We start from the raw sequence: 26,456 nt of genomic DNA on the forward strand, positions 1-26,456 counted from the left end.
CAGCGTGCCAGTGGCTTCCAGAGTGCCGTCTTCTTCCACGGCGCCAGAATCGGCCGTGATGACCGGCAGGTCGTCGGTGCCGGTGATGACGATGTTGACCGTGGTGGTCGAGTCATCGCTCAGCGTGACGGTGTAGGTCTCGGTGACGGTCTCGCCGGCAGCCAGTGCCTGGGTCTCGGCGGCGTCATTGTCGAGGGTGTAGGTCCAGCTGCCGTCGGCGGCGACCTCGAAGCTGCCGTAGACACTGCTGTCATCGGTGGCGGCGACGAAGGCCAGATCCGGGTTGTCGGCATCCGTGGCCGTCAGCGTACCGCTGGCTTCCAGGGTGGTGTCTTCGGTGACTTCACCGCTGTCATCGGAGATCACGGCGCCGTCGTCCACGCCGGTGATGACGATGTCGACCGTGGTGGTCGAGTCATCGCTCAGCGTGACGGTGTAGGTCTCGGTGACGGTCTCGCCGGCAGCCAGTGCCTGGGTCTCGGCGGCGTCATTGTCGAGGGTGTAGGTCCAGCTGCCGTCGGCGGCGACCTCGAAGCTGCCGTAGACACTGCTGTCATCGGTGGCGGCGACGAAGGCCAGATCCGGGTTGTCGGCATCCGTGGCCGTCAGCGTACCGCTGGCTTCCAGGGTGGTGTCTTCGGTGACTTCACCGCTGTCATCGGAGATCACGGCGCCGTCGTCCACGCCGGTGATGACGATGTTGACCGTGGTGGTCGAGTCATCGCTCAGCGTGACGGTGTAGGTCTCGGTGACGGTCTCGCCGGCAGCCAGTGCCTGGGTCTCGGCGGCGTCATTGTCGAGGGTGTAGGTCCAGCTGCCGTCGGCGGCGACCTCGAAGCTGCCGTAGACACTGCTGTCATCGGTGGCGGCGACGAAGGCCAGATCCGGGTTGTCGGCATCCGTGGCCGTCAGCGTGCCAGTGGCTTCCAGAGTGCCGTCTTCTTCCACGGCGCCAGAATCGGCCGTGATGACCGGCAGGTCGTCGGTGCCGGTGATGACGATGTCGACCGTGGTGGTCGTCCCATCGCTCAGCTCGACCACACATGACTGGCTGACAGTATCGCCTGCATCCAGCCCCTGGACGGCAGCGGCTTCGTTATCGAGCGTGTAGGTCCACTCACCTGACTCATTGATGCTGAAAGTGCCGTAATCATCGCTTTGGGAGCCAGCGACCACATCGGTGCTTTCAACATCGACAAGCGTGCCGGAAGCTTCGGTAACGCCATCCTCTGTTACCGCGCCAGAATCACTGCCAACCAGTGTGCCCACGTCATTGCTGGTCGCGGTGTTGCCGGCCGGGTCGGTGACAGTGGCCTCGACGCTGTACTCGCCTTCGCTCAGCGGCGTCTCGGCATCGACGCTGTAGGTGCCGTTCTCGACGGTCGCGGTGACGGTCTGCTCGTTGCCCTCACTGTCGGTGATGAGCAGCGTGACGGTGCTGCCGTCTTCGGCATCGGTGGTACCGACGATGGTCGGTGTGGTGTCGGAGGTCAGCGCCGGCGCATCGACGGTCAGTGCAGGAGCGGACAGATCGATCTCACCCACGTCATTGCTGGTCGCGGTGTTGCCGGCCGGGTCGGTGACGGTGGCTTCGACGCTGTATTCGCCTTCGCTCAGCGGCGTCTCGGCGTCGACGCTGTAGGTGCCATTCTCGACGGTCGCGGTGACGGTCTGCTCGTTGCCTTCACTGTCGGTGATGAGCAGCGTGACGGTGCTGCCGTCTTCGGCATCGGTGGTGCCGACGATGGTCGGTGTGGTGTCGGAGGTCAGCGCCGGCGCATCGACGGTCAGCGCCGGCGCGCTTGCGTCGATCTCACCCACGTCATTGCTGGTCGCGGTGTTGCCGGCCGGGTCGGTGACGGTGGCTTCGACGCTGTACTCGCCTTCGCTCAGCGGCGTCTCGGCATCGACGCTGTAGGTGCCATTCTCGACGGTGGCGGTGACGGTCTGCTCGTTGCCGTCACTGTCAGTGATGACCAGGGTCACGGTGCTGCCGTCTTCGGCGTCGGTGGTACCGACGATGGTCGGCGTGGTGTCGGAGGTCAGCGCCGGCGCATCGACGGTCAGCGCCGGCGCGCTTGCGTCGATCTCACCCACGTCATTGCTGGTCGCGGTGTTGCCGGCCGGGTCGGTGACGGTGGCTTCGACGCTGTACTCGCCTTCGCTCAGCGGGGTCTCGGCGTCAACCGTATAGGTGCCGTTCTCGACGGTCGCGGTAACGGTCTGCTCGTTGCCTTCACTGTCGGTGATGAGCAGCGTTACGGTGCTGCCATCTTCGGCATCGGTGGTACCGACGATGGTCGGCGTGGTGTCGGAGGTCAGCGCCGGCGCATCGACGGTCAGTGCCGGGGCGGACAGATCGATCTCGCCCACGTCATTGCTGGTCGCGGTGTTGCCGGCCGGGTCGGTGACGGTGGCTTCGACGCTATATTCGCCTTCGCTCAGCGGCGTCTCGGCATCGACGCTGTAGGTGCCGTTCTCGACGGTCGCGGTGACGGTCTGCTCGTTGCCGTCACTGTCGGTGATGAGCAGCGTGACGGTGCTGCCGTCTTCGGCATCGGTGGTGCCGATGATGGTCGGTGTGGTGTCGGAGGTCAGCGCCGGGGCATCGACGGTCAGAGCCGGAGCGGACAGATCGATCTCGCCCACGTCATTGCTGGTCGCGGTGTTGCCGGCCGGGTCGGTGACGGTGGCTTCGACGCTGTACTCGCCTTCGCTCAGCGGGGTCTCGGCGTCAACCGTATAGGTGCCGTTATCGACGGTCGCGGTAACGGTCTGCTCGTTGCCTTCACTGTCGGTGATGAGCAGCGTGACGGTGCTGCCGTCTTCGGCATCGGTGGTGCCGACGATGGTCGGCGTGGTGTCGGAGGTCAGCGCCGGCGCATCGACGGTCAGAGCCGGCGCGGACAGATCGATCTCACCCACGTCATTGCTGGTCGCGGTGTTGCCGGCCGGGTCGGTGACAGTGGCCTCGACGCTGTATTCGCCTTCGCTCAGCGGCGTCTCGGCGTCGACGCTGTAGGTGCCATTCTCGACGGTCGCGGTGACGGTCTGCTCGTTGCCTTCACTGTCGGTGATGACCAAGGTCACGGTGCTGCCGTCTTCGGCATCGGTGGTGCCAACGATGGTCGGCGTGGTGTCGGAGGTCAGCGCCGGCGCATCGACGGTCAGGCTCGGCGCGCTTGCGTCGATCTCGCCTACATCATTGCTGGTCGCGGTGTTGCCGGCCGGATCGGTGACCGAGGCCTCGACGCTGTACTCGCCTTCGCTCAGCGGCGTCTCTGCGTCGACCGTATAGGTGCCGTTCTCGACGGTAGCGGTGACGGTCTGTTCGTTGCCGTCGCTGTCAGTGATGACCAGGGTGACGGTGCTGCCGTCTTCGGCATCGGTGGTACCGACGATGGTCGGCGTGGTGTCGGAGGTCAGTGCCGGGGCATCGACGGTCAAGGCCAGGTCGGTTTCCGTCGACTCAGGATCCAACCCGAGGCCATCTTCGTCTTCATCGGTATAGGTGGGATCGGTGAACCCACCTTCATATTCGTAGGAAGTGCGCTCGACACGGCCATCCCGACCGACGCCAGAGGCATCCAGGAAGCCACTGCGACTGCTGCCCGGAGACCCTGCATTTTCCCCCGCTGCCGGTGCCTCCTGGATGGCCGTCGGGTCTTCGCCTCGGGCAATCGCTTCGCGCAATGCTTCTACCGTCGGGTCGACAGGTGCGTCATCGCGAGACTCTGCGAGCAGTACCTCGATACCGATCGGGGCCCCTTGCGGCACCACCAACCGAGAACCATCTTCCAGCACGATGATCGCTCCCTGCGGCGCGATCAGGGTGGCAGTAGGTTCAAGCGTCATTCCATTGACGACACGCTGCGACTCGTTAGTGGCGGAAACAACAAGTACTGTGCCTTCTGTGCGAATGACCTGAACCATGGGGACTTACTCCTGCTGGGGAAAGGTGCTGCATCATGCTGCGAAGGGCGCAATGGCATGATCGACAAAATCAGATGGTTACATTTTGATACACAAAAACACTTACCGCAACCTAGCAATTTTCCGTAGTGGTGCCACGCAACGAGACTGAGATACCTAATCTCGAAAAATACCCAGAAAACAAGGAATCACACACCACCACAATGGAAAACGTGGCCTATGTCAACTTACGGCATAACGCTGACCACTGGCGACGCATGCTACGAGAAGACGAGCCGCCGGCATGAGAAGCGCCCTCTTGCGCGTCATCATTGTAAATCCATTGTTCAACGACTTCCGACAACTGTAACAATTCTTTAACATTATCCGGCTGCAGCCGTGCGACACGCCGCAGGTGACTGCCGGGCGCCTCACCCGGGCCAGGGCCAAGCCCGGAGCGCTCCAGACGCTTCGCCAGACGACGGTAGGCTCTGACACCGGCATGTGTCGTTACCTCACGGCCAGACCAGAGCACCAGCACCGCCCCTACCAGTACCACACAGGTCAGCAATCCGAGTACCCCCCAGACCAGCCACTCCCAGCGAAACTCGCCGAACATCCGCTGCCACAGACTACGCTGCTGTTCCAGGCGGAACCCCACGACACTTCGCTGCCAGCGGTACTCGAAACGCTCCCACTGACGCCTCAGATCACGAAGCATGGAATTATTCAGCGTGAAGGCGCGCAGACCGGCATCTGCCATGAAACCCGGCTGACCTTGCAGACTGAGCGCCCCCTGGGCAATACGCTCGGGAGCCACCGCCGCCGTCGGGTCGAACCGGTGCCAGCGCCCCCCATGGAACACCTCGACCCAGGCATGGGCGTCGTACTGTCGAATGCTCAACTCACGCTCACCGCTCGCGGCGCCACCCTGCGCCTCTCCACCGAGATAGCCCGCCACCATGCGCGCCGGAATTCCTGCTGCCCGCGCCAGAAAGACGGTAGTCGATGCGTAATGCGTGCAATACCCCTGCAGGCTATCAAACAGGAAATCGTCCACACGATTCATGCCCTCAAGACGCGGGGGCGTGAGGGTGTAGTGGTAAGGCTGACGATGGAAATGCTGGAACAGGAGGCGAAGGAAGCCCTGGGGGTCTCCACCCGCCTGATGCATCAGATCACGAGCGAATGCGCGAGCACGGAGGTTGCCATCCTCAGGCAACAGCAGATCCAGACGCTGCATCCATTGTGGTGCCGCCAAGGGAGGCTGACCGGAGGAACTCAATTTCAGCAATGCACGGGTGTTGAGTGACGACATCCCTTCCAGAGTGCCGTCCACCAGATAACGCGCCTCCTGATCACTCGACAACGGAGCGCCGAGGCTTGGCCGCCAAGGGCGCGGGTCCGGCTCCAGCAACAGCTCATAACGGTGCCGGGGGCTGCCGCCGCCCACGCCCCTGCCACGCACGGCATAGCGCGACGCCGGCCCACCCAACGCACTCTGCAGCCTATCAGGGGAGGCACGTGACCAGCGCACGCCATCAAACAGACTCAAGGTATAGACACGCCAGTAGCGCTCTGAAGCTGCCGGCAAGGCACCGTCGAAACGGGCTCGGAAAGCCAGCTCGTCACTGCGCCCCAGCGCTGCGATATCACCGGGCGATACGCTATCCGTCAGACCGGTCGTGGCCTCTTCCAGCTGAGGAACGTTCCAGAGTGGCGGCAGACGGGGAAACAGCACGAACAATCCCAGCATCAGCGGCAATGACAAGCCCATCAACCAGCAAGTCTCACGCAGTGCCTCACCACTGCGGCGCGCTCCGGCGATCAGGACCAGACCACCGATCAGCCAGCCAGCGGCCAGAATCGCTGCAGCTGCCATCACCGGCCCCTGATCATGCAGGAAGGCGGAGGCCAGCACGACAAACCCCAGCCCACAGACCACGCGACCATCACGCAGGCTGTCAGTTTCCAGCAGCTTGAGCAGATAGATTCCCACCAGCAGGCCGATCATCGCCTCCAGGCGCAACATCTGCCCGTATTCCAGAAACAGCCCTGCTGCCACCAGACATACCGCCGCCAGCCGCAGCAGAATGCCGGCACGCGGCACGCGGGCGCGCAATTGCTGAAACCGCCATAGCGCCGCCAGCAGCGCAGGGAGTGCAAGCCAGATCGGCATCCACAACAGATGCAGCGCCAGCACGAGACACTGGCCAATGAACAGGTGGCGCAGTTCAAGCCAGCCAAGCGCCTGATCAGGCGTCAGAGGTTTGCGTTGCCACCAGCGGCGAGAGACATTGCCATGTGCTCGCGTCATGTCTTTGCCCTCCCGGCCAGCTCTCGAGACGCCACGGCCTGCTGCTGAACCTCCCAGGGCAGCACCGTCTCTCCTCCAAACAAGGCCAGCGCTTCCAGTACGCGTCGCCGATGCGCCCCACCACTGGCGATGGCCAGCGTCTGGCCCGGCAGGCGCAGCCCATAGGTCGCCTGTGACTTCTCCGCCGCCAGCACGCGTGCCGTCAATTCGCCGAGACGCTGTTCCATGTCGCCATGGCACGCCTCGTAGTCCAGCCACAAGGAGGGGCGTGCCGGCGTCTCGAAACGCTTGGTGACCAGCTCACCGCTGCGCCCCCAGTGCTTCCAGGCCACATGCGCCGGTGGATCACCGGCCACATAGCGACGCAGGCCGGCGAAGTCGCCCTGCTCGACCTGTTCCAGCGTATTGCGACTGCCCTGCGGTGCGGCCGGCATCTGCGGACAGGGGTGGATCATCACCGGCATCTCGATCGCGACCCAGGACCACAGACGCACCAGCCCCAGCGGCCAGCGAGACTCCAGCGTCAATGGCGGCAAGGTGAACTGCCCACGAAGAGCGACCGGCAGCCCCATAGGCGCACTGCCCTCTCCGGCATGAATCTCGAGACGCTGACGACTATTCCCGAGACGCACATCGATGGCGCGCGCCCGCGCCCGCCCGCTCAGCCGGACCAGCAGGCGCAACTCACCGCCTGCGTAGGCCTCGCCATCCGCGATCAACTGGACGCGCACACCGGCAAGATTGCGCCAGCTTCGAAAGATGCTGATCACTGCCAGCGAGAACAACCAGAATGCGAGCGCATGCGCGAGGGAATTCTCGTAGTTGATCCCCAGCAGCAGCAGCATGCACACCAGCACTGCCCAGAACAGGCCGAAGGGCGTGGGCAGGATCATCAGACGGGCATGATGGAGCGCCTCACCGCCGGCGATGGACATCCTGCGCAACATGCGCGCCTTGAGTCGGCCCCATGGTCCGACACTGGCCGCTCGTGTCATGCAGGCACCACCGCCACCTGCCCCAGCAGATGGCGAGCCACGGCATCTCCCTCCGCGACACTGCCCTCGCTCAGTCGATGGCCGACCACCGGCGCCCAGACGGCCTGGACATCCTCTGGCAGCACGTAGTCACGCCCCGCGAGCAACGCCCAGCCACGCGAGGCGTTGGCCAATGCCAGCACGCCTCGCGTCGACAGGCCGTAAGGCACTTCCGGCGACGACCGTGTGGCAGCGACCAGTGCCTGCAGGTAATCCAGCAGCGGTTCAGAGAGACGCACGCGCGTCACGGATGCCTGCCACTCACGCAGTACCTCGAGCGGCAACAGGGGACGCAGCGCCTCGATGTGCTGGCGACCGGCATTGCCTCTCAGTATCTCTCGCTCAGCCGCAGGCTCTGGATATCCCAACGAAAGACGCATCAGAAAGCGATCCAGCTGGGACTCAGGCAACGGGAAGGTACCGGATTGCTGAAGCGGGTTCTGAGTGGCGATGACGAAGAAAGGCTCCGGCAGACGACGCGTCTCGCCCTCCACGGTCACCTGGCGCTCTTCCATGGCCTCCAGCAGCGCACTCTGGGTCTTGGGCGTGGCACGATTGATCTCATCCGCCAGCACCAGCGAGTGAAAGACGGGGCCCGGATGGAAATGGAAGGCGCTCTCGCGAGGGTCGAAGACCGACACGCCGAGAATGTCGGCGGGCAGCAGATCACTGGTGAACTGGACGCGCTGCATGTCGGTGCCGATCAGACGCGCCAGTCCCTGGGCCAGCGTCGTCTTGCCAAGCCCGGGCAGATCCTCGATCAGCACGTGGCCCTGACACAGCAGGCAGCACAGAGCGAGCCGGATCTGATGCGGCTTGCCCGCCAGCACGCTCGACAGTGCAACCTCCACCTCTTCCAGCTGTTGGGGCGATACCTTGGCATTCATGCGCAGACTCCAGCACAGAGAGTGGTAGGGAGAGTGGGACAGAGAAAGCACATGCAGGCGCGTGCAGGGTCATGGCGCGCCGCCGACAGGCCATCATTGCCTACTCTTCCATGGCAGAGACGAGAAAGCCCTCACGAATGAGGCGTTCAAGCGCCATACGGCTGTCCGGCGTTGAAGGATGCAATTCCAGCGCCTGTTGCGGTGTCACCCAGAAGGCGTCAGCCACCTCCTCGGCCTGAAGCGTCAAGGGACCGTCATAACGTGCGAGGTAGGCGCTGCCATAGACATGATTGGTGGCATCGCGATAGCAGAAATCGAAGCAATGTCTGAGCGCGACGCCCCGGGCACCGATCTCCTCCTCCAGCTCGCGTCGTGCGGCCACGTGGACCGCTTCGCCCGCGCCGACCACACCTCCGCTGGCGAGGTCGAAATACCCTGGAAAGACTTCCTTGCTCATGGTGCGTTTCTGAATGCACAGCTCTCCACTGGCATTGAGCACGAAGGCATAGGTCGCTCGATGCCAGTAGCGATAACGTCGCATCTGGCGACGAGGAGCCGTACCGCATGGGCGATTGCGTGCATCAACCAATTGAATGATTTCGTCCTGGATCACCGTACCCTGTCCTTTCCCTGTGCTGATCGTCGCGATGCCACGCACCGACTGATGCCCCCACGGTAGCAGAATGCGACGCAGCTGCCTTCCACTCCGCCAGCAGGCCGCAGGTGTTCTACGCTCAAGGCATACCTCTCATGACAGGACCCCACGATGCCCGACTCGCTGCCTGCGTCCTCGACTGAGCACTCTCGTGAAGAGGAGCGGCCTGCTCCATGGCGCGATGAGGTGCTCAATCAATCGGCACCACCGCTGCGCCATGCCTTCGTCGATGACCTCCCCTTGCGTGAGGCGCTGCGCTGCCACGCGCCTGGGCTCTCGGCGGACCTGCTCACTCGCCTGGCCGACCTCGGGGCGCAGGTGGGCACGCTAGAGACCCGCGCGATGGGGTTTGCCGTCAATGCGCATCCGCCGGTCCTCCACACCCATGACCCACAAGGGCGGCGGCGGGATGACGTCGAGTATCACCCCGACTATCACCGGCTGATGCGCATCGCTCTGGAAGGTGGCTGGCACAGTGTCGCCTGGGAGGCGGAAGGCTGCGGAGGACATCAGGCCCATGTCGCCGCCCTTTACCTGCTCACCCAGGCCGAACCCGGTTTCTGCTGCCCGATCACCATGACCCATGCCGCCTGGCCCGCGCTGCGTCAGGATGAATCTCTGGCCGCCTTCTGGGGCCCTCGCCTGCGGGCCCGCAGCCACGACCCGAGAACCTGTGCCCCTCGCGACAAGCACTGCGCGACCTTCGGCATGGCCATGACGGAACGTCAGGGCGGCAGCGACGTCCGTAGCAACCTGACACAGGCACACGCTGAGGGTGAAGGCTATCGCCTCAACGGTCACAAGTGGTTCATGAGTGCCCCGATGTCAGATGCCTTTCTGACTCTGGCGCAGCTCGAGGAAGGGCTGACCTGCTTCGTGGTACCGAGGCGACGGGAGGATGGCAGCCACAATGGCCTGCAACTGCAACGCCTCAAGGACAAGTGCGGCAATCGCGCCAACGCCTCAGGCGAAGTCCGGCTGGTCGATGCGCGAGGGCAGCGCCTTGGTGAGCCGGGACGTGGCATCACCACCATTCTCGAGATGGTCCACCAGACCCGACTGGATGCTGCCACCGCGCCGGTGGCACTGATGCGCCAGGCACTGGTCGAGGCACTGCACCACTGCCAGCAACGTCATGCCTTCGGCAAGCCGCTGGCCAGGCAACCTTTGATGCAGCAGGTGCTGGCAGACATCGCACTGGAAGTCGAAGCCGGCATCGCACTGTGTCTGCGCATTGCGCGACAGTTCGATGACGCCACACGGGAACCGGATGCGCGCCCCCTGGCCCGCCTTGCGCCGGCGATCGCCAAGTACTGGCACAATCGTCGTGCACCGGCACTGCTGGCAGAGGCCATGGAATGCCTGGGCGGCAATGGCTACATAGAGGAACACCTGACAGCGCGCCTGTATCGCGAAGCCCCTGTCAACGCCATCTGGGAAGGTTCTGGAAACGTGCTGTGTCTGGATGTCCTGCGCACTCTGGCCCGTCACCCCGACGCAGGCGAGGCGCTGCTCAGCGAGCTCAGGGACGCCCGGGGGCAGAGTCCTCGCTATGACGCCGCACTGGCCACCTTCGAACGCGGCAACCTCCTTCATCACGCCGAGGAAGCCCGAGCCCGGCAACTGGTCCAGTCACTGGCCGTGCTATGGCAGGCTGCCCTGCTGATTCGCCATGCCCCTGCCGACGTGGCCGAGGCCTTCTGCGCCACTCGACTGGCAGGCACCGACATCCCCGGCGCCACTGGCGTACATGGGCTGCCGCCGGGCATGTCACCGCGCCATCTGTTGGCACGGGTACTGCCATGAGAGGCCAAGGAGACGACACCACGTGACACGACTCTCACGCGCGAGCCTGATGCTGGCAATCGCCATGAGCGGCATCCTGTGGATGCGCACCGATGCAAGCGCCGCGACGCCCCCCGTGGCGACAGACCCCATACTAGAAAATCCCGTGCTGGAAAATCCCGTACTGGAAGATGCCTTCGCACTACCAACGCCTCCGGGCGCGACGACCGCTGCACTCTATATCACGCTCTCGCTCCCCCGAGGCAAGGTCACGCTGACAGGCGCCAGCTCTCCCATGGCGCAGAGCATCGAGCTGCACGAGATGCAGATGCACGAAGGCCGGATGCACATGCGCCAGCTGGGGCACCTGCCCCTCTCCCCCAAGTCCCCACTGAAGATGCGGCCGGGAGGTGGGCCCCATCTGATGCTGACAGGGCTGACTCAGCCCATCTCGTCAGGCGATGAAATCCCCGTGACCCTGCACTTTCAGGCACGTCCGGATCAGCAGATCAGGGTTCCCGTGAAGGATTACTCCGACATCTTCACTCCGTGATCTTCCGGCTCCACCAGCCACCCCCTGCAATGCAACGCGGCCCTGACATCACCTGTCAGGGCCGCCGTCTTCTACCAGGCAATCTCATTCCTCAACGGCGCATGTCACTCCCGGCATGCGCCGGTCAGACACCCCATACGACCCGCAGCGCCAACGCCAGCAACACGATACCGGTCAGGCGATTGATCCATACCGCCCGCGCCTGAAGCCAGGGCAGCACCCGAGAGTGCGACAGTACCATCGCCACCAGCACATACCAGGCACCGTCGATGCCCATCGCCGTCACGACCACCAGCCACTTGCCCATCTCGCTCATCTCCGGCGTGATCAGCTGACTGAGCAGCGCCACGAAGAACAGGATCAGCTTGGGATTGGCCAGCGCCACCATGAAGCCATCGCGAAACGCCATGGAACGGGATGTGGTGACGGCCTGCGCCTCCAGCGCCCCGCCACGGCCCGCCCGCAATGCCTTGACGCCCAACCAGGCCAGATAGGCCGCCCCCAGAATCATGATCGCCTGGAACATGCCCGGATAATGAACGATCAAGGCACCAAGTCCCCAGGCGGTGAGCGCGGCATACAACCCGACCCCCAATGCATGGCTGATACCGGCGGCGACTCCCGCACTTCTGCCACCTCCCAGCGTGTGGCGAAGCACCATCGCCAGACTCGGACCGGGCGACATCGCCCCCATGGCGCACAGCGCAACCAGTGACAACCACAGATTCAGTGGCATCCAATGCATGACAGTCTTTCCATGTTCCATGGCAGTTCGTGAAAGCGATGCTTGAACAGCGGTTCGCCGCCAGGCGCCCCTCGAGCATCACGCGAGTTCCATTCAAGTTCAGTACAGGTTCTGAATCCCCTGCCCGCGATGGCTGACGGGATGAGAGCGCTTTCCGTGTTCAGCCTTCCCCTCTGCAGCTCCAGCGGATACGCCCGATTGTACCAAGCGTCAGACTGGCCCGGCAGCGACATCACCATGTCATGTAGGCGACATTGGTCTTGCACATGACGTGGACCATCAAGCGCGCCGGACAGCGTCGCCAGCGAATCAGAATGATCGAACGCCACATTACATGAGAACATCTTGATATGAGACTATCTTGAAGTACACGATCTTACATACCTGAAAACTTGTGCAACAAATTAACTCTTGTACAAGTTTTCAATAATCAGTAATTTCTTAATCGCTGCTCAGGGAGAGCGGCGAGTTCAGCGTAGTGATGGGCTAAGTGCACAGGCAAGTGCAGCCAGGGAAAGGCCCTGTCAGAGGATGACTCGCGAGTGTGGGGGCTATGCCACGCGGCCAGAAAGATCCGTAAGCCTGAGCTGGTGGGCTTACGAATCTTGATGACTGGCAAGCTCGCGAACTCAAGGAAATGAGACCACTACGCTGAACCTCACCGAATTCAGTCGAATGCTGAGAGGGAGAGGAGAAATGAAAGGGAAAGCTCGAGCGGCTCTGTGTTGTCCGGTATGTTCCGGCCTCAAGATGGACTATCAATACCATGCACCATCCGCCGACCATCTCGTAAACTGCCAGGATTGCCGCGAGTTCATCGGCATGTGGTCTACCCTGCGCCAGGAACTCGCGATACAGAGCACGCGCATTGCACTCCTTGACCCTTCCCTCGCAAGCAACAGCATCTACCGACGCGTCAAGAGCGTTCCACATCAGGCGTGAATCGCCGGCAGATGCGCCAGAGACAAGTAAGCCCCGACATCCGTTCGGGGCTTTTTTATGCCTCAGACACCCAGACCATCATCTGGCAAGAGCGCGAAGAAAGGACAGAGAGGAGAGAGGAAATAGAAAGAAGAGTGCTCTGGGATCACAAGGCAATGAAGTTGAGAGCAATGAATCTGAGGCGAAGGCCAGAAACGCAAACAGCCGCTCGTAAGCGACTGTTTTCAAAGGTGGTGCCGGTGGTCGGACTCGAACCGACACGCCTATTAAGCGGCGGATTTTGAATCCGCTGCGTCTACCAATTCCGCCACACCGGCAATGGAGCGAAATTATACGGAAGCCTACGCCGAGGTCAACGAGTTTTCACGCCAGATCAGACACATGCAACGCATCCCAGCGACGGATTCACGCACTGAGCGGGACAGGTCGTTCGAAAACGGGACTTCGCGGGAGCCATGCCATTCGGTATCATGAGCCACCTTTTTCGCCTGCCCAGGCTCGCCAGTCCATCCTGCGTATCGCCCCTGACCACTGCCTCTCGAGAGCGGGCAGACAGACAGACGCGCTAACGGCATGAACGCCTGCGAGCAGGGTATCTCCATTGCAGCGGAGCGCCTTCTGCGCGCCGTGCCACCAGAGTTTCCGTTGGCCATGTCACGAATCGATTCCGGCGATGCCTCTGGCGTTGCCCCCTCCGCTTCCGAGCGCCCGCTCCAGCGCAGTGATTATGATTTCAGTCTGCCGGATGAGCTGATTGCCCGCTACCCTTCCGAGCAGCGCAGTGATTGCCGTCTGCTGCACCTGGACGGCAAGAGCGGCGAGATCGTGCATCGCCACTTTCCTGACCTGCTCGAGCAGCTGGAACCCGGCGATGTCGTGGTCTTCAATGACACCCGCGTGATCCCCGCGCGCCTGCACGGCCAGAAGGCCTCCGGCGGCAAGATCGAGATGCTGCTGGAGCGTCCGCTGGATGCACACCGTGGTCTGGCGCACATTCGCTCCAGCAAGTCGCCGAAGCCGGGCACCGAGCTGATCTTCGAAGGCGGCATCACCGCCGTGGTCGAAGGTCGGCAGGACGCGCTGTTCGAGCTGCGCTTCCACGGCGAGACGCCGATGATCGAGCTGCTCAACCAGCATGGCCACATGCCGTTGCCGCCCTATATCACCCGCGATGACGAGCTGTCGGACCGCGAGCGCTACCAGACGGTCTATGCCAGGCGCGATGGCGCCGTGGCCGCACCGACGGCTGGCCTGCACTTCGATGAGCCGATCATGGCCGCCATGGCCGAGAAAGGCATCGAGACCGCCTTCGTCACCCTGCACGTCGGTGCCGGCACCTTCCAGCCGGTGCGTGTCGACAGCATTCTCGAGCACCACATGCACAGCGAGTGGATCGAGGTCGGTCAGGAAGCCTGTGACACGATTGCGCGTGCTCGTGCGGCCGGCCGTCGCGTGGTCGCTGTCGGCACCACCAGCGTGCGCTGCCTTGAAAGTGCTGCCAAGGCCCACGGTGGCGAGCTGGCACCTTACTCCGGTGACACCGACATCTTCATCTACCCCGGTTATGAATGGCAGGTGGTGGATCTGCTGATCACCAACTTTCATCTGCCGGAATCGACCCTGCTGATGCTGGTCTCGGCCTTCGCCGGGTACGAGCACACCATGGCCGCCTACCAGGCTGCCGTGCAGGAGCGCTACCAGTTCTTCAGCTATGGCGATGCCATGCTGCTGGAACGCGCCTGACCCGAGCGACACCTCATCACATGAGCCACGTCATGCGCAGTTAACACGACGTGGCTTACGCTAGCCCCACACCCGCTGCGGCCTGTTTCGCCGCCAAGCCTTAGAGAGAACCATGCGCAAAGAATGCTTCATGAGCTTTGAGAAGCTCGCCACCGATGGTCGCGCGCGACGCGGCCGCATGACCTTCCCGCGCGGCACGGTGGAAACCCCGGCCTTCATGCCGGTCGGCACCTACGGCACCGTGAAGGGCATGACACCGGAATCCATCAAGGAGATCGGCGCCGAGATCATCCTCGGCAACACCTTCCACCTGTGGCTGCGCCCGGGCACGGAAGTCATCGAAGCGCATGGTGACCTGCATGATTTCGCGCAATGGGACAAGCCGATCCTGACCGATTCCGGCGGCTTCCAGGTCTTCTCGCTGGGCAAGACGCGCAAGATTACCGAACAGGGCGTTCACTTCCGCTCACCGGTGGATGGCTCCAAGGTTTTCATGGGCCCGGAAGAGTCGATGGCCGTCCAGCGCTCGCTGGGGTCCGACATCGTGATGATCTTCGATGAGTGCACGCCGTATCCGGCCACACATGACGAAGCCCGCAAGTCGATGGAGATGTCACTGCGCTGGGCCCAGCGCTCCCGCGATGCCCATGGCGATTCCCCCTCGGCACTGTTCGGCATCATCCAGGGCGGCATGTATCCGGACCTGCGCGAGAAATCCCTCGAGGGCCTGAAGAAGATCGACTTCGATGGCTACGCCATCGGTGGCCTGTCCGTGGGCGAACCCAAGGACGAGATGATCAAGGTGCTCGACTACCTCCCCGAGTGGATGCCGGAGGACAAACCGCGCTACCTGATGGGTGTCGGCAAGCCGGAGGATCTCGTGGAAGGCGTGCGCCGTGGTGTCGACATGTTCGATTGCGTGATGCCGACCCGCAACGCGCGCAACGGCCACCTGTTCACGCCGACCGGTACGGTCAAGATCCGCAATGCCGTCCACAAGCACGATACGTCACCGCTGGACCCGAACTGCGATTGCTACACCTGCACCAACTTCTCACGCGGCTACCTGCATCACCTTGATCGCTGTGGAGAAATGCTCGGTTCCATGCTCAACACCATCCACAATCTGCGCTACTACCAGACCGTGATGGCTGGTTTGCGCGGTGCAATTGAAGCGGGTACATTGCAGGACTTCGTGGAACAGTTCTATGCCGCGCGCGGCCTGCCGGTGCCGCCGCTGGCCGACTGATCGAATCGAAGCGCGACCGGAGAGCAACCCGCTCCGGTCGCCTTGGTATCTGACTCGAGACAGGCGTGAAGCAGCGCTCGAATCACGCTCATTGCATAACAACAGTTCACTCGTAACCTCTGGAGATACACATGCTGGAATTCCTGATTCCTGCCGCACACGCGGAAGCCGAAGCGGCTGTCGCCGGCGGCGGCGCCATCGGCCAGATCGTCATGCTGGTCGGCTTCGTGGTCATTTTCTATTTCCTGCTCTGGCGTCCGCAGTCCAAGCGCGCCAAGGAACACAAGAACCTGATCAGCAACCTGGCCAAGGGTGACGAGATCGTCATCGGTGGTGGCCTGGTCGGCCGCATCACCAAGGTCAGCGAGCAGTTCATCACCATGGAGCTGAACGAAGGCAACGAAGTCAACGTGCAGAAGTCCGCCGTGGCTGCGGTCCTGCCGAAGGGCACCATCAAGTCCATCTGATCTCCCTCCTGCTGCCGGCCCCTGTGCCGGCAGCATGCTATTTCTCTCCCGCTCCACCAAGGACAGGGCTGCCATGCTCAACCGCTATCCGCTTTGGAAGTACCTGGTGATCTGCCTGGTACTTGCCGTCGGCGTGATCTACGCATTGCCGAATCTCTACCCCGAAGACCCGGCCGTGCAGATCAGTGCCGCCAGCGGCGCCGATGCCATCGACCAGCAAGATCTCGATCGCGCCACCAGCGCCCTCGAAAACGCCGGCATCACGCCCAAATCCGAGGAACTCAATGGTTCCACCGGCCTGATTCGCCTCACCAGCAACGACCAGCAGCTGCGTGCCAAGGAACTGATCAGCGACACCCTTGGCGATGACGCCATCGTCGCGCTGAATCTGGCTGATGCCACGCCGTCGTGGCTTTCCAGTCTCGGCGCCTCGCCGATGAAGCTGGGGCTTGATCTGCGCGGCGGGGTCCACTTCCAGCTGGAAGTCGACATGGACGCCGCGGTCAAGCAACGCCTGGAAGTCAACGCCAGCGCCATCAAGGAAACCCTGCGCGAGGAGCGTATCCGCTACCGCGGCAGTGAGGTCAACGATGGCACGCTGAGCCTGACCTTCTCCGACGACGAAGACCGCTCGAAGGCACGTTCACTGGTCTCGCGCGACTTCCAGAACTTCGAATACGATGAGCGCGATGTCGATCGTGGGGCCGTACTGGATCTCACTCTGACGACCGCCGCCATCAAGGAGATTCAGGATTACGCGGTCAATCAGAACCTGACGACGATCCGCAATCGCGTCAACGAGCTGGGCGTCTCCGAGCCGCTGGTGCAGCGTCAGGGCCCGAACCGCATCGTGGTCGAGCTGCCGGGCGTGCAGGACACGGCCGCTGCCAAGCGCGTACTGGGTGCCACCGCCAACCTCGAGTTCCGTCTCGAAGCGGCCAGCGACACGCCCTCCAGCGAGATGGAAACCTTCGCCTTCCGCAACCAGCCGGGGCGCACCGCCAACATCATGAAGGACGTGATCATCAGCGGTGACAGTGTCTCCAGCGCCAGCACCAGCTTCGATGAAAGTGGCCGTCCGCAGGTCAACATCAACCTGGATGGCACCGGTGGCTCGATCATGAACCGCGTCACGCGTGCTGCCATCGGCCGCAACATGGCGGTGCTGTTCATCGAGCACAAGACCCGCACGCGCACCGTGATGGAGGATGGCGAGGAAGTCGAGAAGCGCATCCCCTACACCGAGAAGGGCCTGATCAGTCTGGCGACCATCCAGAGCGCGCTGGGCAACAGCTTCCGCATCACCGGTCTGGATTCCCCGACCGAGGCGAAGGAGCTGTCGCTGCTGCTGCGTTCCGGCTCGCTGGCCGCGCCGATCTACTTCGTGCAGGAACGCACCATCGGCCCGAGCCTGGGTGCCGAGAACATCTCGCGCGGCATCCTGTCCGTCGAGCTGGGCCTGCTGCTGGTCGTGCTGTTCATGCTGGCCCGCTACAAGGCCTTCGGTGTCGTCGCCAACGTGGCCCTGACCGCCAACCTGGCGATCCTGATCGCCGCGATGTCGATGCTGGGCGCTACCCTGACCCTGCCGGGCATTGCCGGTATCGTGCTGACGCTGGGCATGGCGGTGGATGCCAACGTGCTGATCTTCGAGCGTATCCGCGAGGAAATGCGCTCCAAGATGCCGCTGCACCAGGCCGTGCATACCGGCTTCGAACGCGCCTTCACCTCCATCGTCGATGCGAACATCACCACCCTGCTGGTCGCGGTGATCCTGTTCTCCATCGGCAGTGGCCCGGTCAAGGGCTTCGCGGTCACGCTGTCCATCGGCATCCTGACGTCAATGTTCACGGCGATCATGGTCTCGCGCGGCATCATCAATCTTGCCATTGGCGGCAAGACACTCAAGAAACTCTGGATCTGAGGGGCCATCGTGATGCGACAGTTTGACTTCATGAGCAAGCGGCGCGCGGCCTTCATCGTCTCCATCGTGCTGACGATCGTGGCCATTGGCGCCCTTGTGATTCACGGCCTGAACCTGGGCCTCGACTTTACCGGCGGCACCCTGGTGGAAGTGCAATACCAGGCGGCGCCGGCGCTGGACAGCGTACGCCAGACACTGGAAGCCGCCGGCTACAAGGACGTCTCGGTCCAGACCTTCGGTGCCAGCAACGAGATTCTGGTGCGTCTGCAGCAGAGCTTCGAGGCCGGCATCGGCAATGACATCGTGGCGCACCTGCAGGCCACCGGCGATAGCGTCAACCTGATCCGTGCCGAGTTCGTCGGTGCTCAGGTCGGTGATCAGCTGCGTGACCAGTCTGGTCTCGGCATGCTGCTCGCCCTGGCCGTGGTGATGGTCTACGTGGCCTTCCGCTTCCAGTACAAGTTCGCCCTCGGCGCTCTCATCTCGCTGGGTCACGACGTCATCATCCTGCTGGGCATCTTCGCCCTGTTCGGACTCGACTTCGACCTGACGGTACTGGCCGCGGTGCTGGCCGTGATCGGCTACTCATTGAACGACACCATCATCGTCTACGACCGCATTCGCGAGAACATTCGCAAATCACGTACCGATGACATGCCGTCGATCTTCAATGACGCGATCAACGCGACGCTGTCACGCACGCTGTCCACCTCCGGCACCACCTTGCTGGTGCTGCTGGCGCTGTTCTTCCTGGGCGGCGACATGATCCACAACTTCGCCATCGCGCTGATCATCGGCGTGGTCGCGGGGACCTTCTCGTCCATCTACGTGGCAGCGGCGCTGTTGCTGGTGGTCGGCCTGAAGCGCGTGGATCTGATTCCCCCGCCCAAGGAGCAGTTCGAGGACGGCGCGCCGTAAGCGCCTCGCTCGACCGCCCGGCACGGATCGCCAGGCACAAAAAAACCCCACCTCGCATGAGGTGGGGTTTTTTTCGTTCTCCGCGTCGCCCTGCGGCTGGCAGGACTGCGAATCACGGCATCTTACAGGTGCGGCTGCATGGTCTGCGCCAGCGCCTTGTACAGGCGGGCACCCGCGGCCATCAGCGTGCCTTCCGCCACGACAACCGGCGTACCATCGGCGCTGCCGGCCAGTGCGCCACATTCCTTCAGGAACAGGCTGACGATCTCGCTATCACCGGCTTCCAGACCCAGCACGTAGACGGCATCGACACGGCCGGCGGCCAGTTCGAGCACATCCAGCAGTGCACAGCCATTGGCACGCAGGGTATCGAGCTGCGGGCCGACCTGCTGGACGATGGACAGGTAGGTGGCCAGGTGACGCGGACGCTGCCAGCTTTCCGGCAGACCCATCGCCAGACGCGCACCTTCGATGGAGGTGGCATTGGTCACGCGGATACGGTGGCCGGAATGCTGGGCGCCACGACCACGGCTGACGATGTACTCTTCGTCGGTGAACGGCGCGATGACCACGGCGTGCTCGGCACGCCCCTTGAACAGGCAGACCACGGACAGCGCGAAGCCGGAAGAGGCGGATGCGAGGTTGGAATACCCGTGCACCGGCTCGATGCGCCAGTGGTAGTCAGCGCCCTGGCCTTCGCCATCACGATGGTCGGTGTAACGGCCGGAGAGGCCGTGCTGCGGATAGCCGCGTTCCAGCTGACGCACGATGTGCGCTTCGGCGCGGCGTGCGGTGTCAGCGATGAAGGTATCGAGATCGTTGTCGTTGCGCGCGACTTCGATACGTTCACGAACACGGACGAACTGCTCTGCGGCGCCGCGTGCAGCACGCAGCGCAAATTGGACCATCGGATGCATGATCAAGGCCTTGACGAGTCGGAAGCTGTTAAAGAACGGTGTGTAACGCAGTAAGGCGGCTGGCCCGGAAATCTGCCAGCGGGTGCAACGGCCACGCTCATGACACCTGCCGGACACGGGGGGTCGGCAATGCAGGAGAGCGAATACGCTACAACAGGACGGCGAAGTCTAGCAGATGCGACGCCCGGCTGCCATCGCCATCCCCGACCTTCGGCGAAGAGAGCCGGCCTGATCGGTCAGCGCCTGACTGCTCCCCGCGCCGGCTTCATGCTAGGATATCGGGTCCTGACGCACATCCCGCCCTGCCCGGTGCCCGGGCCGCGTCGATTGCCCCGCCCTTCAATCGCTATCCTGGAAGTCCTCATGCTTGAACGTCTGCGCATTGTCCTGATCGGTACCAGCCATCCCGGCAACATCGGTGGTGCAGCCCGCGCCATGCTCAACATGGGTCTGGCCGACCTCGCTCTGGTCGCGCCGCGCTGTCAGGTGCAATGTCAGGAGTCCGCCTCACGCGCCTCCGGCGCCGATACTCTGGTCGCCAATGCCCACGTGCATGAGACGCTGGAAGAGGCCGTGGCGGACTGCAGTCTGGTGGTCGGGTGCAGCGCACGCTCCCGCAATCTGCCATGGCCGATGATCACGCCGCGCGCCTTCGGCGCCACCCTGGCCGATGAGACCCGCCTGCCGGAGGCCCGCGTGGCCATCGTGTTCGGGCGCGAGGACTCCGGGCTCTCCAATGAAGAGCTGCAGCGCTGCCATCGTCACGTCCACATCCCGACCAATCCGGACTTCAGCTCGCTGAATCTGGCCGCGGCCGTGCAGGTGCTGGCCTACGAGTGCCGCCAGGCATGGCTGGCTGATCAGGAAGCCGCCGGCGAGACCCCGCGGGCCGAGGATGACCAGCCATTCGGCATCGACTGGGACAGTCCGTTGGCCAGCCACGCAGACCTCGAGCGCCTGTTCGAGCATCTGGAAAAGACGCTGATCAGCATCGATTTCCTGGACCCGGAACAACCGCGCCAGCTGATGGCACGCCTGCGCAGACTGTACCTGCGCGCCCGCCCCGACAGCATGGAAATCAACATCCTGCGCGGGATTCTCTCGTCAGTCGACAAGCAGGTCCGCCTGGCACAGACCGACGCGGCAAACCGCACTCTTTGAGGACACGCCATGTTCACTCGACTGCGTGAAGACATCAACAGCGTCTTTGCTCGCGACCCGGCGGCACGCAATTTCTTTGAAGTCCTGACCAACTATCCGGGTCTGCACGCCCTGCTGGCGCATCGCATCAATCATTGGTTGTGGCGTCACAACGCCAAGTGGCTGGCGCGCACCGGTTCGACCCTGATGCGCTGGCTGACGGGCATCGAGATCCACCCCGGTGCCACCATCGGACGCCGCTTCTTCATCGACCACGGCATGGGCGTCGTGATCGGCGAGACGGCGCTGATCGGTGATGACGTGACCCTCTATCACGGCGTCACCCTCGGCGGCACCACCTGGAATGCCGGCAAGCGTCACCCGACCCTCGGCGATGGCGTCATCGTCGGGGCCGGCGCCAAGATTCTCGGCCCGTTCACGGTCGGCGCCGGGGCCAAGGTCGGCTCCAACGCCGTGGTCACACGCGAAGTCCCGGCCGGTGCCACCGTGGTCGGGATTCCCGGCAAGATCGTCAAGCGCGCCGAACCGGACGTGGCGGAGGAGCCGCCCGTCGATCCGGAAAGCCGCGAAGCCATGAAGGAGAAGTTCGGCTTCGATGCCTACGGCATGGGCCAGGACATGCCCGACCCGGTCGCGCGCTCCATGCACGCGATGCTCGATCACATGCATGCGGTGGACAAGCGGATCGAACAGATGTGCGGCACGCTGCGCAAGCTGGATGCCAGCTATCGCGCCGGCCACCTTCCCGAGCTGGACGATGCCGATTTCGCGCAGCTGATCGATGAGCTGGGCCCCTGTGGTGGTGAGCCCGCGGACAAGCGTCCGCAGGCCCGGCCGGTCACCCGCGAAGCCGACGCCACACCCAGCGCCTCCGGTCATGGCGAGTCCGAGCGCCAGCACGGATAAAGTTGACCAAATCAGTCGGGATTGACCCCCTCGCCGCGTCTCACCATAATGGACAGTCTGATGCGCCGTCTGCCTGCAGACGGCGCCGACACTGCGGCCCTGTCGCCGATGCCATTCGCTCCACCAGCTCACGAGTTCCGCCATGCGCCTGACCACCAAGGGACGCTACGCCGTCACCGCGATGCTCGATCTGGCGCTTCATGCCAGTTGTGGTCCGACCTGCCTTGCCGACATCTCCGTGCGCCAAGGCATTTCCCTGTCCTATCTCGAGCAGCTGTTCGCTCGCCTGCGCCGTGCCGGGCTGGTCAAGAGCGTACGCGGCCCGGGTGGTGGCTACTTGCTGGACGTCGAGCTGGAAAGCACCTCCGTGGCGCGCATCATCGATGCCGTGAATGAATCGGTGGATGCCACCCGCTGCCAGGGACTCTCGGACTGTCAGGCAGGCGACACCTGCCTCACGCACCATCTGTGGTGTGACCTGTCCGATGAGATCCATGGCTTTCTCGATGGCATCAGCCTGGCGGACCTGGTCGCACGTGAGGAGGTTCGCCAGATTGCCAGTCGTCAGCGCAAGGCCTGCGAGCCGACACCGATCACCGTCATGCCCGGCAGCTGAACCCGTTCGTCATGTCTTCAGGAAGTCACCATGTCCCAGCCGATCTACCTTGACTATGCTGCCACCACGCCCGTCGACCCACGCGTCGCCGAGCTGATGATGCGTCACCTGACGCAGGACGGCACCTTCGCCAACCCGGCCTCGCGCAGTCACATGCCGGGCTGGCTGGCCGAGCAGGCGGTCGAGGGCGCGCGTCGTCAGGTAGCCGACGCCATCGGCGCCGACCCGCGCGAGATCGTCTGGACCAGCGGTGCCACCGAAGCCGACAACCTGGCGCTGACCGGCTACATGCGCGCCAATGCCGAGCGTGGGCGTCACCTGATCACCTCGACCATCGAGCACAAGGCGATTCTGGATACCGCCAGTGCGCTGGAAGCCGAGGGCTTCGAGGTCACGCGTATCGCACCGCAGCCGGATGGCCGCATCAGCCCCCAGAGCCTGCGTGACGCTCTGCGCGCCGACACGATCCTGGTATCGCTGATGGCAGTGAACAATGAGCTGGGCAGCCTGAATGATCTCGATGCCCTCGGCGATATCGCCCGCTCGCATGGCGCGGCCTTCCATGTCGATGCCGCCCAGGCTCCCGGCAAGGTGCAGCTCGATGTCGGCCGACAGCCCATCGACATGCTGTCGCTGTCCGCGCACAAGGCCTACGGCCCCAAGGGGGTTGGCGCACTGTACGTGCGACGTCAGCCGCAGATCAAGGTCGAGGCCCTGATCCACGGCGGCGGGCATGAGCGCGGCATGCGCTCCGGCACCCTGCCCACCCATCAGATCGTCGGCATGGGCGAGGCCTACCGCCTGTGCGCCGAACAGTTCGATGCCGACCACCAGCACCTGATCACGCTGCGCCAGCAATTCGTCGCCGGACTATCCGGCCTTGAAGGCGTGCATTTCAATACCGATATAGACGTCAGCGCCCCCGGCATCCTCAACCTCGCCTTCGAAGGCGTGGACGGTGAGGCGATGCTGATGGCACTGCGCGGCATCGCGATTTCCACCGGTTCGGCCTGCAATTCCGCCAGTGTCGAACCGTCCTTCGTACTCACCGGCATCGGGGTGCCCCGTCCACTGGCGCTGGCGTCACTGCGCTTCAGCTTCGGACGATTCACCACCGCCGCCGACATTGAATCCGCGCTCGGCGAGCTCAGGCATGCCCTGACCTCGCTGCGCGCCTGACCCGGGAGACTGCTCATGGCACACCTGTCGATTTCCCCCTCCGCCGCCGACCAGATCCGTGTCGTGCTGGCCGAGCGCGGCCACGGCCTTGGCCTGCGCGTCTCGGTCAAGCCCAGCGGCTGCTCCGGCTACAGCTACGTGCTCGACTTCGCCGATGAGGCCAACGAGGAAGATGTCGTCTTCGTCGATCACGGCGCGACTGTCTATGTCGACAGCGAAGCGCTGGCCGTGCTCGACGGCTCCGAAGTGGACTACGTCAAGGACGGTCTGAACCGCTACTTCCGCTTCAACAACCCCAACGTCAAGGACGAGTGTGGTTGTGGCGAGAGCTTCAGCGTGTAGATCCAGCTTCAGCGTGTAGATCCAGCGTCAGCGTGTAGAGCTGGCTCAGCGCGTAGAGCGTCATTGCAGACAAGACGCCTGCCATCCGCGCGTCATCCAGTATCCGCATGATGGATGCAGTGGATGACGCGAGCAGCTATAATGCCGCCCACTTTTGTCGAGCCCTGCGTCGACAGAGCCCTTTTTCCGCCGCAAGGCCCCAGGCCGTGCGGCTCTTCAAAGCTTGTCTCAGGAGATTCACCATGACCCAGCGTACTCTGTCCATCATCAAGCCGGACGCCGTCGCCAAGAACGTGATCGGCGAGATCTACTCTCGCTTCGAGAAGGCCGGTCTGCAGATCGTCGCTTCCAAGATGGTTCACCTGTCCAAGGAACAGGCCGAAGGCTTCTACGCTGAGCACAGCGAACGTGGCTTCTTCGGTGAGCTGGTCGGCTTCATGACCTCCGGCCCGGTCATGATCCAGGTGCTGGAAGGCGAAGACGCCATCACCAAGAACCGCGACCTGATGGGCGCTACCAACCCGAAGGAAGCAGAAGCTGGCACCATCCGTGCAGACTTCGCCACTTCCATCGACGCCAACGCCGTTCACGGTTCTGACGCGCCGGAATCCGCTGCTCGCGAAATCGCCTACTTCTTCGGCGACAACGAAATCTGCCCGCGCGGTTGATTTCGCCTTGTGCGCCTGATGATGTCTGTCCCTTGCGGGCGTGATATCACCAGCCGTGCATGACTCGACGGCCCTGCCTGCGTGGCGGGGCCGTCGTGGTATCGGACGTGCTGAAGCGTCGTGCGCCAACCTGCATTCCCTGAAGCAGATTCGACGCTTGAGCAGGTCCGATACGCTTTTCTTGAAGCCCTGCAGCTACCTCCGCCAGTGCCGTGCGGCCATTCCCTGCCCATTGCCTGACTGCGAGTGTCCATTGAGGTCCGCGATTCATCGCCACCTCCGCTGACAGCGCCACCCTGCAGACGTCTATCCTTGTAGCTGACGCCTGCCCATCCCTGACACGACCGGCCCGAGACCATGACTGATACCACTGCAACCGCTACCGATGCCGCGGCACCTGCCGACGTGAAGCTCACCAACCTGCTTGGCCTGCCGCGCCCGGCGATGGAAGCCTTCTTCGAGAGCATCGGCGAGAAGAAATTCCGCGCCACCCAGGTGATGAAATGGATTCACCAGGAAGGCGTCGACAGCTTCGACGAGATGACCAATCTCGCCAAGCCCCTGCGCGAACGCCTCAAGCAGGTCGCCGAGATTCGCGCGCCGGGCATCGTCTATGAAGGCGAGTCCAAGGACGGTACCCGCAAGTGGGTGCTGGAAGTCAGCGACGGCAGCTATGTCGAGACCGTGCTGATTCCGTCCGAGAACGGCAATCGTCGCACCCTGTGCGTGTCTTCCCAGGTCGGCTGCTCGCTGGACTGCAGCTTCTGCTCCACCGGCAAGCAGGGCTTCGAGCGTGACCTGACCGCCGCCGAGATCATCGGCCAGGTGTGGGTCGCCACCCGTGGCGCCGAAGACCGCAAGGACACCCGCAAGCGTCCGGTCACCAACGTGGTGATGATGGGCATGGGCGAGCCGCTGATGAACTACGACAACGTCGTGCCGGCAATGAAGCTGATGCTGGACGACAACGCCTACGGCCTGTCCAAGCGTCGCGTCACCCTCTCCACCTCCGGTGTGGTGCCCAAGCTGGACCAGCTCGGCGACGAGATGGACGTCAGCCTGGCGATCTCGCTGCACGCGGCCAACGATGAACTGCGCAACGTGCTGGTGCCGATCAACCGCAAGTGGAACATCCGCGCGCTGCTCGACTCCTGCCATCGCTACCTGGCCAAGTGTGACGACGCGCGTATCGTCACCATCGAGTACACCCTGATCAAGGACGTCAACGACCAGATCCAGCACGCCGAGGAACTGGCCGCGCTGCTCGACGAGCTGCCGTGCAAGATCAACCTGATCCCGTTCAACCCGTTCCCGCATTCCGGTTACGAGAAGCCGTCACGCAATCAGGTGATGCGCTTCCAGCAGCGTCTCTATGAGCTGGGCTACACCGCCCCGGTGCGCGCGACACGTGGCGATGACATCGACGCCGCCTGTGGCCAGCTGGTCGGTCAGGTCAAGGACCGCACCCGTCGCGCCGAGCGTTACATCAACGCCATCCAGCTCGACGCCGACTGAGCCAGAGCACTTGTCGGGGCC

General features: G+C 63.4%; 21 protein-coding genes and 1 tRNA gene (1 of these 22 only partly in view). 14 read left to right on the forward strand and 8 right to left on the reverse strand.

Features of this window, described 5'->3' with window-relative positions:
* The 5 genes from BOH68_RS14575 to BOH68_RS14595 all read right to left on the reverse strand — a co-directional run.
* Positions 1 to 3,855: the 5' end (the start) of a VCBS domain-containing protein gene (locus tag BOH68_RS14575; protein WP_456821152.1), read on the reverse strand. Its footprint begins 23,649 nt before the window's first position; 3,855 of the gene's 27,504 nt are visible here — the first part of the coding sequence; it begins with the start codon at positions 3,853 to 3,855; the stop codon falls past the left edge of the window.
* Between the two features lie 295 nt (positions 3,856 to 4,150).
* Positions 4,151 to 6,229, reverse strand: coding sequence for a transglutaminase TgpA family protein (locus BOH68_RS14580; protein ID WP_077380027.1), 2,079 nt, complete (start codon positions 6,227 to 6,229; stop codon positions 4,151 to 4,153).
* Entirely contained in the window at positions 6,226 to 7,224 is a 999-nt protein-coding gene (locus BOH68_RS14585; protein ID WP_077380029.1) for a DUF58 domain-containing protein, read from the reverse strand. The genes BOH68_RS14580 and BOH68_RS14585 overlap by 4 nt, the downstream gene beginning before the upstream one ends.
* Positions 7,221 to 8,150 (reverse strand): AAA family ATPase, encoded by a 930-nt coding sequence (locus BOH68_RS14590; protein ID WP_077380031.1) that lies wholly within the window; start codon positions 8,148 to 8,150, stop codon positions 7,221 to 7,223. The genes BOH68_RS14585 and BOH68_RS14590 overlap by 4 nt, the downstream gene beginning before the upstream one ends.
* 100 nt (positions 8,151 to 8,250) lie before the next feature.
* Positions 8,251 to 8,763 carry an NUDIX hydrolase gene (locus BOH68_RS14595; RefSeq protein WP_254696562.1) on the reverse strand — a complete coding sequence of 171 codons (513 nt, stop codon included), beginning with the start codon at positions 8,761 to 8,763 and terminating at the stop codon, positions 8,251 to 8,253.
* A 153-nt stretch (positions 8,764 to 8,916) separates the two neighbouring features.
* Between BOH68_RS14595 and BOH68_RS14600 the strand changes: the two genes are divergently transcribed.
* Entirely contained in the window at positions 8,917 to 10,611 is a 1,695-nt protein-coding gene (locus tag BOH68_RS14600) for an acyl-CoA dehydrogenase family protein (protein ID WP_077380033.1), read from the forward strand.
* A 22-nt stretch (positions 10,612 to 10,633) separates the two neighbouring features.
* Positions 10,634 to 11,143, forward strand: coding sequence for a copper chaperone PCu(A)C (locus BOH68_RS14605; protein WP_170877500.1), 510 nt, complete (start codon positions 10,634 to 10,636; stop codon positions 11,141 to 11,143).
* Positions 11,144 to 11,267: 124 nt separating this feature from the next.
* Here BOH68_RS14605 and BOH68_RS14610 read toward each other — a convergent pair whose 3' ends face one another.
* Positions 11,268 to 11,879, reverse strand: a complete 612-nt coding sequence (locus BOH68_RS14610; protein ID WP_077380202.1) for a LysE family translocator — start codon at positions 11,877 to 11,879, stop codon at positions 11,268 to 11,270.
* A gap of 1,182 nt (positions 11,880 to 13,061) precedes the next feature.
* Positions 13,062 to 13,147: transfer RNA gene (locus BOH68_RS14615), tRNA-Leu, on the reverse strand.
* 334 nt (positions 13,148 to 13,481) lie between these two features.
* Here BOH68_RS14615 and queA point away from each other — a divergent pair.
* From queA to secF, 5 genes are all read left to right on the forward strand, one after another.
* Positions 13,482 to 14,573, forward strand: coding sequence for a tRNA preQ1(34) S-adenosylmethionine ribosyltransferase-isomerase QueA (gene queA / locus BOH68_RS14620; RefSeq protein WP_077380204.1), 1,092 nt, complete (start codon positions 13,482 to 13,484; stop codon positions 14,571 to 14,573).
* A 130-nt stretch (positions 14,574 to 14,703) separates the two neighbouring features.
* Positions 14,704 to 15,822, forward strand: a complete 1,119-nt coding sequence (gene tgt, locus BOH68_RS14625; RefSeq protein WP_441303119.1) for a tRNA guanosine(34) transglycosylase Tgt — start codon at positions 14,704 to 14,706, stop codon at positions 15,820 to 15,822.
* A 131-nt stretch (positions 15,823 to 15,953) separates the two neighbouring features.
* Positions 15,954 to 16,289 (forward strand): preprotein translocase subunit YajC, encoded by a 336-nt coding sequence (gene yajC, locus BOH68_RS14630; protein ID WP_077380041.1) that lies wholly within the window; start codon positions 15,954 to 15,956, stop codon positions 16,287 to 16,289.
* A gap of 73 nt (positions 16,290 to 16,362) precedes the next feature.
* Positions 16,363 to 18,213: a protein translocase subunit SecD gene (gene secD, locus BOH68_RS14635; protein WP_077380043.1), complete on the forward strand. Its 1,851-nt coding sequence runs from the start codon at positions 16,363 to 16,365 to the stop codon at positions 18,211 to 18,213.
* A 12-nt stretch (positions 18,214 to 18,225) separates the two neighbouring features.
* Entirely contained in the window at positions 18,226 to 19,131 is a 906-nt protein-coding gene (secF, locus tag BOH68_RS14640; protein ID WP_077380045.1) for a protein translocase subunit SecF, read from the forward strand.
* A gap of 122 nt (positions 19,132 to 19,253) precedes the next feature.
* On the opposite strand, the gene BOH68_RS14645 is transcribed toward secF, so the two are convergent.
* The gene (locus tag BOH68_RS14645; protein ID WP_077380047.1) at positions 19,254 to 20,048 is read right to left on the reverse strand and encodes an inositol monophosphatase family protein; all 795 of its coding nucleotides are present in this window, start codon (positions 20,046 to 20,048) and stop codon (positions 19,254 to 19,256) included.
* Positions 20,049 to 20,411: 363 nt separating this feature from the next.
* On the opposite strand from BOH68_RS14645, the gene trmJ reads away from it, so the two are divergent.
* The 7 genes from trmJ to rlmN all read left to right on the forward strand — a co-directional run bounded on the left by trmJ (position 20,412) and on the right by rlmN (position 26,435).
* Positions 20,412 to 21,209 carry a tRNA (cytosine(32)/uridine(32)-2'-O)-methyltransferase TrmJ gene (trmJ, locus tag BOH68_RS14650; RefSeq protein WP_077380049.1) on the forward strand — a complete coding sequence of 266 codons (798 nt, stop codon included), beginning with the start codon at positions 20,412 to 20,414 and terminating at the stop codon, positions 21,207 to 21,209.
* A gap of 9 nt (positions 21,210 to 21,218) precedes the next feature.
* Positions 21,219 to 22,115, forward strand: coding sequence for a serine O-acetyltransferase (gene cysE, locus BOH68_RS14655; protein WP_077380051.1), 897 nt, complete (start codon positions 21,219 to 21,221; stop codon positions 22,113 to 22,115).
* Between the two features lie 142 nt (positions 22,116 to 22,257).
* Positions 22,258 to 22,731 (forward strand): Fe-S cluster assembly transcriptional regulator IscR, encoded by a 474-nt coding sequence (gene iscR / locus BOH68_RS14660; protein ID WP_077380053.1) that lies wholly within the window; start codon positions 22,258 to 22,260, stop codon positions 22,729 to 22,731.
* Between the two features lie 30 nt (positions 22,732 to 22,761).
* On the forward strand, positions 22,762 to 23,910 hold the full coding sequence (locus tag BOH68_RS14665; protein WP_077380055.1) for an aminotransferase class V-fold PLP-dependent enzyme: 1,149 nt from the start codon (positions 22,762 to 22,764) through the stop codon (positions 23,908 to 23,910).
* A 15-nt stretch (positions 23,911 to 23,925) separates the two neighbouring features.
* Positions 23,926 to 24,252 carry a HesB/IscA family protein gene (locus BOH68_RS14670; protein ID WP_077380057.1) on the forward strand — a complete coding sequence of 109 codons (327 nt, stop codon included), beginning with the start codon at positions 23,926 to 23,928 and terminating at the stop codon, positions 24,250 to 24,252.
* A 242-nt stretch (positions 24,253 to 24,494) separates the two neighbouring features.
* Positions 24,495 to 24,920, forward strand: coding sequence for a nucleoside-diphosphate kinase (gene ndk, locus BOH68_RS14675; protein WP_043333812.1), 426 nt, complete (start codon positions 24,495 to 24,497; stop codon positions 24,918 to 24,920).
* A 357-nt stretch (positions 24,921 to 25,277) separates the two neighbouring features.
* Positions 25,278 to 26,435 (forward strand): 23S rRNA (adenine(2503)-C(2))-methyltransferase RlmN, encoded by a 1,158-nt coding sequence (gene rlmN, locus BOH68_RS14680; RefSeq protein ID WP_077380059.1) that lies wholly within the window; start codon positions 25,278 to 25,280, stop codon positions 26,433 to 26,435.
* Positions 26,436 to 26,456: the final 21 nt, after the last annotated feature.

The organism is Cobetia sp. MM1IDA2H-1, assembly GCF_002916775.2.
In the GTDB taxonomy this organism is placed as follows: domain Bacteria; phylum Pseudomonadota; class Gammaproteobacteria; order Pseudomonadales; family Halomonadaceae; genus Cobetia; species Cobetia marina.